Source organism: Streptomyces sp. ActVer (assembly GCF_027270795.1).
Taxonomy (GTDB): domain Bacteria; phylum Actinomycetota; class Actinomycetes; order Streptomycetales; family Streptomycetaceae; genus Streptomyces; species Streptomyces umbrinus_A.
In genome coordinates, this window is record NZ_JAPWHT010000476.1 from 1 (window position 1) to 7,663 (window position 7,663).

Below are 7,663 nucleotides of genomic sequence, written 5' to 3' on the forward strand. Positions count from 1 at the left end.
CCGCAGGATGCCGGCGCCGAGCGTCCCGCCACCGGCTTCGCCCCGCCCGCGTAGCTCCCGGGCTCCCCCAGCACCTTCGTCAGGCGAACGCCGAGGGCGGAGACTCCAGGTCCTCCAGCTCGATGCCGGGTGCGGAGAGGATCACGTCGCCGGAGAGGTGAACGGCGTGCTGCTCACCGGTGTCCAGAGCTGTGACCTGGTATTCCTCCACCGTCAGGGGGCCGTTGTCAGTGGCGTGTGTTTCTCTCGTGATCAGGGCCCAGGACTGGTCGAGGGTGCGCGGGGCGAGCACCGGGTCCGTGAAGGCGACGAGGCGTACACGCGTGGCGGAGGCATCGGGGGTGAGGCGCAGCAGACGTGCGGTGGCGATGAGGAACGCGGGGGATGTGCCGGTGAAGGCGTGGGCGCGGACATTGCCTTCGGTGGCGTGAGCTCCCGTGGGGTCGGTGCGGACCCAGGTGACGCCGTCGAGGGCGGCGCCGCGGACCTGCCAGCCCGAGGCGTGCAGTTCGAGGCGGATGGGGCGGCCGAGGTCGTCGAGTGCGAGGTCGACGGAACCGGCCGGGTCGCCGGAGGGGGCGGTCAGTTGGGAGACGTAGCGCCAGCCGGAGGGGCCGGGCGCGCAGTGGAAGTGTTCTTCGGCGAGGGGGGTGTGGTCGTGCGGGTCATGGAGCGAATATCGGCCGCGGGGCATGGTGGCTCGGGTCCTCGTAGGGGGCAGGCCCCCGCCGGTGACGACGGGGGCCTGCTGACAACCGTTGGCTGAGCGCCGGGGTCGGCTGCTCAGTAGCGGTAGTGGTCCGACTTGTACGGGCCCTCGACCTCTACGCCGATGTAGCTCGCCTGCTCCGGGCGGAGCGTCGTGAGCTTCACGCCGAGCGCGTCGAGGTGGAGGCGGGCGACCTTCTCGTCGAGGTGCTTGGGCAGCACGTAGACGTCGGTCGGGTACTCCTCGGGCTTGGTGAACAGCTCGATCTGGGCCAGGGTCTGGTCCGCGAACGAGTTGGACATCACGAACGACGGGTGGCCGGTCGCGTTGCCCAGGTTCAGCAGGCGGCCCTCGGAGAGGACGATGAGCACCTTGCCGTCGGGGAACTTCCAGGTGTGGACCTGCGGCTTGACCTCGTCCTTGACGATGCCCGGGATCTTCGCCAGGCCGGCCATGTCGATCTCGTTGTCGAAGTGGCCGATGTTGCCCACGATCGCCTGGTGCTTCATCTTGGCCATGTCCGAGGCCATGATGATGTCCTTGTTGCCGGTCGTGGTGATGAAGATGTCGGCCTTGTCGACGACCTCGTCGAGCGTCGTGACCTGGTAGCCGTCCATCGCCGCCTGCAGTGCGCAGATCGGGTCGATCTCGGTGACGATCACGCGGGCGCCCTGGCCGCGCAGGGACTCCGCGCAGCCCTTGCCCACGTCGCCGTAGCCGAGGACGACCGCGGTCTTGCCGCCGATGAGGACGTCGGTGGCGCGGTTGATGCCGTCGATCAGGGAGTGGCGGCAGCCGTACTTGTTGTCGAACTTCGACTTGGTGACGGCGTCGTTCACGTTGATCGCCGGGAACAGGAGGGTGCCGTCGCGGTGCATCTCGTACAGGCGGTGGACGCCGGTGGTGGTCTCCTCGGTCACGCCGCGGATCTCCGAGGCGACCTGGGTCCACTTCTGCGAGCCGTTCGAGATCGTCCGGGTCAGGAGCCCCAGGACGACGCGGTGCTCGTCGGACTCGGCGGTGTCGAGGGACGGGACCTTGCCGGCCTTCTCGTACTCGACGCCCTTGTGGACGAGCATGGTGGCGTCACCGCCGTCGTCCAGGATCATGTTCGGGCCGCCGGTGGGGGTGTTCGGCCAGGTCAGCGCCTGCTCCGTGCACCACCAGTACTCCTCCAGCGTCTCGCCCTTCCAGGCGAAGACCGGGATGCCCTGGGGGTTGTCGGGCGTGCCGTTCGGGCCGACGGCGATGGCGGCGGCCGCGTGGTCCTGGGTGGAGAAGATGTTGCAGGACACCCAGCGGACCTCGGCGCCCAGGGCGACCAGGGTCTCGATCAGAACGGCGGTCTGCACGGTCATGTGCAGCGAGCCCATGATGCGGGCGCCGGCCAGCGGCTGGGATGCGGCGAACTCCTTGCGGATCGACATCAGGCCGGGCATCTCGTGCTCGGCGAGGGTGATCTCCTTGCGACCGAAGTCGGCCAGGGAAAGGTCGGCGACCTTGAAGTCCTGTCGGTTGTCGACAGTGGTCATGCGAGCTGCTCCTCGGGTTGGGCGAGGTCGGTTGGGCTGGTCTGCGCGGCGGCGGGGCAGGACGTGCGTCCACGGGGCACACGAATGCCCGGTGCCTTGCGCAGCGCAGTCCGTCGGAGGCCCTCTCTCCCTCGGTCGGCCCGTACGGGGCCGCCCGACCGCCATCAGCAGCGACGTCTGGCTCGGTTACGAATCTACACCGATCGGCTCAGCGGTCCCCAGTCCGCCTCCGGACAGAAAGAAGCGGACTCCGAGCGTCCGCAGAGCCGGGATCAGGGGCCAACAAGCCCGGACAATCCGGGACTTTCGAACTTTTGGTCCTGTGCAGGGGTCTGTTGCAGGATGCCGGGGATCGGGACCATGTGCACCAGCTCGCGGATCGCGATCCCCCACAACAAAGGCGTTAGGAGATCGACGTGACCAGTCCGGCCGGCCTTCCCCCCACGGGCGGCGGCAGTGGCGAGCGGCAGCGGTTGAAGCTGCTCGCGGTGACCGCCTGCCCGACCGGCATTGCCCACACCTACATGGCGGCCGAGAAGCTCTCACAGGCGGCGGAGCAGCTCGGCGTCGACATCAAGGTGGAGACCCAGGGCTCGATCGGGGCCGAAAACGTACTCACTGACAACGATGTCAGAATCGCGGACGGCGTGATCATCGCCGCGGACAAGGATGTGGACCTGAGCCGGTTCGCCGGGAAGCGGGTGGTGACGGTCGGCGTCGCCGAGGGAATCCACCACCCCGAGCGGCTGATCGAGCAGGTGCGGACCGCGCCCGTGCACGGAGGAGGTGGGGGCGGGACCAGTACGTCCTCGTCCGCCGGCAGCAGCGGTGGCGGCGGCAAGGAGCGGAGCGTCGGGTACAAGGCGCTGATGAACGGCGTCAGCTACATGATCCCGTTCGTCGTGGTCGGCGGGCTGCTGATCGCGATCTCGCTGTCGCTCGGCGGGCACACCGATCCGTCCGGTGGTCTGGTCATCTCGAAGGACTCCTTCTGGATGGACGTCAACAACATCGGCGTCATCGGGTTCCAGCTGATGGTGCCGATTCTGTCCGGCTATATCGCGTACGCGATCGGGGACCGGCCCGCGCTGGTACCGGGCATGGTCGGCGGGTGGATCGCCAACACCGGTTCGCTGTACGACTCCGAGGCGGGCGCGGGCTTCATCGGGGCGATCGTGACCGGGTTCCTCGCCGGCTATCTGGTGCTGTGGATCAAGAAGGTCGAGGTGCCGAAGTTCGTCCGGCCGATCATGCCGATCATCGTGATCCCGATCGTGGCGACGACGGCGCTCGGGCTGTTCTTCATCTACGTGATCGGCAAGCCCATCTCCTGGGTCTTCGAGCATCTGACGGACTGGCTCGGCGGGATGACCGGGACCAGTGCGGTGCTGCTCGGCGCGATCCTGGGGCTGATGATCGCGTTCGACATGGGCGGGCCGGTCAACAAGACGGCGTTCCTGTTCGGTGCGGGGCTCATCGCGACCGGCAACCAGGAGGTCATGGGCATGTGCGCGGCCGCGATCCCGGTGATGCCGCTCGGGCAGGGGCTCGCCACGCTGATCCGGAAGCGGCTCTACACCGAGCAGGAGCGCGAGACGGGTCTCGCCTCGCTGTTCATGGGGTTGTTCGGGATATCCGAGGGCGCCATTCCGTTCGCGGCCGCGCGGCCGGCGCAGGTCATCCCCGCCAACATGCTCGGTGGTGCGGTGGCCGGTGCGCTCGCGGGTCTGGCCGGGGTCGAGGACGCGGTGCCGCACGGCGGGCCGATCGTGGCGGTGCTGGGTGCCGTCAGCGGCGTACCGATGTTCTTCGTGGCCGTGGTGATCGGGACCGTGGTGACGGCCCTGACGACGGTCGCGCTCGTCGATGTCAGTGAGCGCAGGCGGCGGGGCCAGTCGATGGTCGACGGGCTCGCGCCGCAGCCCCAACTCGCCCTCGCGGGCGTGGGTGCCGGCAGTGACGGCCTGGGCGCCGGCGGCGGGACGGCCACCGCGCACACTCCCGCCCAGCGGACGGCATCGGCTCCGGCATCCACCGGCTCTGCGGCCGATGCCTCTCCGGACGCACCCGCAGACCGATCCGCCGAGGCGTCCGCGGATGCGTCCGCCGGTGCCTCGGACGACGAAGTCCTCTCCGGGTATCTCACCGCCCAGACCGTCAAGGGCCGGCTCGATTCCGGTGACAAGGAGTCCGCGATCCGGGAGATGGCGGGGCTGCTGACCGCCACCGGGAAGGTCACGGACGTCGAGGAGTTGGTGGCGGCGGCGTTGCGGCGCGAGGAGCAGGGCACGACCGGGCTCGGCGAGGAGATCGCCATCCCGCATGCCAAGACCGATGCCGTGACGGCGCCCGTCGTCGGGTTCGCGCGGTCCGCGGAGGGCGTCGAGTGGGGTTCGCTCGACGGTACGAAGGCGAAGCTGGTCTTCATGATCTCCGTGCCCGAGGCCGCCGCCGGGGACGAGCATCTGCGGATCCTGGCGCTGCTGTCCCGGAAGTTGATGGACACCGGGTTCCGCGAGCGGCTGACGACGGCTCCCGACGAGGCGGCGGTTCTCGACGTGCTGCGCGAGATCCGCTAGCCGGGCGAGGGACGCGGACTGGCGCTCACGGCCTGGGTGTTTGGGGCCGTTGGGGCAACGTGTACGTCGAAGGGCCCGCCGAGCGATTCGGCGGGCCCTTCGACGTACGAGGGAGGCTGCGTACGGGGAAGAGGACGCCCCCTTCCCCGTACGGGAAGTCAGTGTTCGGCGGTGGGGGCCGGGCCGCCCGGGGCGGCCTCGGGGTCCGCGCCCTTCGCGGCCTCGGTCTCGCTGTAGATGTCGGGTTCGAGGTAGATGACGCGGGCGATCGGGACGGCCTCGCGGATGCGGGACTCGGCGGCGTCGATGGCGGCGGCGACCTCGGTGGCCGTCTCGTCGTGCCGGACGGCGATCTTGGCGGCGACCAGCAGTTCCTCGGGGCCGAGGTGGAGCGTGCGCATGTGGATGATGGCGGGGACCGTGTCGCCGTCGACGATGGCGGCCTCGATCTTCCTGACGTCCTCGACGCCGGCGGCCTCGCCCAGGAGAAGCGACTTGGTCTCGGCGGCCAGGACGATCGCGATGGCGATGAGCAGGATGCCGATGCAGACGGTGCCGATGCCGTCCCAGATGCCGTCGCCCGTGACCAGGGCCAGGCCCACACCGGCCAGCGCGAGAATCAGACCGACGAGCGCGCCCAGGTCCTCAAGGAGCACGACCGGCAGCTCGGGGGCCTTGGCGTGGCGTACGAACTCCTTCCAGGACTGCTTGCCGCGGAGCGTGTTGGACTCCTTGATGGCGGTCCGGAAGGAGAAGGTCTCGGCGATGATCGCGAAGACGAGAACGCCCACCGCCCAGTACCAGTGGTCGATCTCGTGCGGCTGCTTGATCTTCTCGTAGCCCTTGTAGATCGCGAACATGCCGCCGACCGAGAAGAGGACGATCGAGACGAGGAAAGCGTAGATGTACCGCTCGCGGCCGTAGCCGAAGGGGTGCTCCGGGGTCGCCTCGCGCTTGGCCTTCTTGCCGCCGAGGAGCAGCAGGCCCTGGTTGCCGGAGTCGGCGAGCGAGTGCACGGACTCGGCGAGCATCGACGATGATCCGCTGACGAGGAACGCCACGAACTTCGCTACCGCGATCGCGAGGTTGGCGGCGAGTGCCGCCACGATCGCCTTGGTGCCGCCTGACGCGCTCATGTGCTCCCGATGTCCCTTCGTCTGCCGTCTCGGCCTGCCGTCTGCCGTCCCGGCTGCCGCCACGGGCTTTGCCCGTCCTTTGCGGTGGGCCATTGTTGCAGCCCGGGCCGACATCGGTGCGCCGGGTCACCACAGTGACCGTTTCAGGCCACGGGGACGGTCGCCAGGACTCAGGCCGCGTCGCCGGGCTCAGGCGATGACGGTGGCCCGGAAGACCGTGCCGTCGCCGGACACTTCCGCCTTTTCGCCCGCCGGTACGAAGACGGACCGGCCGGGGCCGAGCGCGTGCTCACCCGCCTGTACGGAACCCGCGGTGCACAGCAGGATCTGCGGCGTGCCGAGGGTGAGGTCGTGGACCGGGGCGCCCGCCACGAGGACGTAACGGGAGAGGCGGAACTCGTCGATGGGGGTCTCGTAGACCTCCTCGCCGTCGGGGGACGCCTCGGGGCGCAGTACGCCCGGGTCGCTCGCCTCGAAGCGGACGATACGCAGGAGTTCGGGAACGTCGACGTGCTTGGGGGTGAGGCCGCAGCGCAGGACGTTGTCGGAGTTGGCCATGATCTCGACGCCGAGGCCGTTCAGATACGCGTGCGGCACACCCGCGCCGAGGAACAGGGCCTCGCCGGGCTGCAGTCGGACATGGTTGAGCAGCATCGCGGCGATGACACCCGGGTCGCCCGGGTAGTGGTGCGCCAGATCTGCGTACGGGGCGTGGGCGCCGCCGAGCCGGACGCAGGCCGCGGCCGCCTCGGTGACCGTGGCGGCCATCTGCTCGCGGTCCGCGGACAGCACGGCCGTCAACACCTCTCGCAGCGCCGCCCCTTCGGGGTGGGCGTGCAGCAGGTCGACGTACGGCTTGAGGGAGTCGACCTCAAGGGCCGCGAGCAGGTCGGCGGCCTCCGACGGGGTCCGGAACCCGCACAGGCCGTCGAACTCCGTGAGCGCGCAGATGAGTTCGGGCTTGTGATTGGCGTCCTTGTAGTTGCGGTGCGGGGCGTCGATCGGGACGCCTCGGCGCTCCTCGTCCTCGTACCCCTCCTTGGCCTGGGCGAGGTCGGGGTGCACCTGGAGGGAGAGGGGGGCGCCCGCGGCGAGGAGCTTGAGCAGGAACGGCAGGCGCGGGCCGAACTTGGCGACGGCCGCCGCGCCGAGCTCCTTCTCCGGAGTCTCGTCGATCACCTCGGTGAGCGGGCCGCGGGGGGTGCGCGAGGGCGCGCCCGGGTGGGCGCCCATCCACATCTCGGCCTGCGGCTCGCCGGTCGGCTCGACGCCCAGGAGGTGCGGGATGGCCGTGGTGGAGCCCCAGGCGTAGGGGCGGATCGTGTTGTCGAGGGGGTCCATGCTCTGTCTTCTTCTCCGTACGTACGCTGCTCAGCGGGCGCTGGTCACCAGGCGTTGCTCAAGGTCAGGCGCCGGAGGCGAGCGCCAGGTAAACGGCGGCGAAATCCGTGATGGCGATCAGCTCGGCGAGGGTCTCCAGGTCGCCGCCGTCGTCCGGTTCGAGTTCGCTGATCGGTGTGTCGTGGCTGAGGGCCAGTTCACGGGCGGCCGGGGCGGCGCTGAGGCCGCCGGTCGGGCGGTCGCGGAGGAGGACCACGCGCGCGTGCATGACCTGGGCCTCCTCCACGCGGTCGCGGAAGAAGTCGTCCGGGTCCGCGCCGGCGGCCAGCGCGCCCGTCGAACCCGAACCGGCCTTGACGTTCGCCG

Annotated in this window: 6 protein-coding genes; 1 reads left to right on the forward strand and 5 read right to left on the reverse strand. The window is 69.8% G+C overall.

Annotated elements, in window-relative coordinates:
• Positions 1 to 79 precede the first annotated feature (79 nt).
• Both O3Q52_RS44485 and ahcY read right to left on the reverse strand, forming a co-directional pair.
• Positions 80 to 694: a hypothetical protein gene (locus O3Q52_RS44485; RefSeq protein WP_189845827.1), complete on the reverse strand. Its 615-nt coding sequence runs from the start codon at positions 692 to 694 to the stop codon at positions 80 to 82.
• Positions 695 to 783: 89 nt separating this feature from the next.
• Entirely contained in the window at positions 784 to 2,241 is a 1,458-nt protein-coding gene (ahcY, locus tag O3Q52_RS44490) for an adenosylhomocysteinase (protein ID WP_189845826.1), read from the reverse strand.
• A gap of 416 nt (positions 2,242 to 2,657) precedes the next feature.
• Between ahcY and O3Q52_RS44495 the strand changes: the two genes are divergently transcribed.
• The gene (locus O3Q52_RS44495; protein WP_269654214.1) at positions 2,658 to 4,820 is read left to right on the forward strand and encodes a fructose-specific PTS transporter subunit EIIC; all 2,163 of its coding nucleotides are present in this window, start codon (positions 2,658 to 2,660) and stop codon (positions 4,818 to 4,820) included.
• Positions 4,821 to 4,978: 158 nt separating this feature from the next.
• Here O3Q52_RS44495 and O3Q52_RS44500 read toward each other — a convergent pair whose 3' ends face one another.
• The 3 genes from O3Q52_RS44500 to O3Q52_RS44510 all read right to left on the reverse strand — a co-directional run.
• Positions 4,979 to 5,956, reverse strand: coding sequence for a cation diffusion facilitator family transporter (locus O3Q52_RS44500; protein WP_269654215.1), 978 nt, complete (start codon positions 5,954 to 5,956; stop codon positions 4,979 to 4,981).
• Between the two features lie 189 nt (positions 5,957 to 6,145).
• Positions 6,146 to 7,297, reverse strand: a complete 1,152-nt coding sequence (manA, locus tag O3Q52_RS44505; protein ID WP_269654216.1) for a mannose-6-phosphate isomerase, class I — start codon at positions 7,295 to 7,297, stop codon at positions 6,146 to 6,148.
• Between the two features lie 64 nt (positions 7,298 to 7,361).
• On the reverse strand, positions 7,362 to 7,663 hold a 302-nt coding region (locus O3Q52_RS44510), incomplete at its 5' end, for an SIS domain-containing protein (protein ID WP_332113003.1).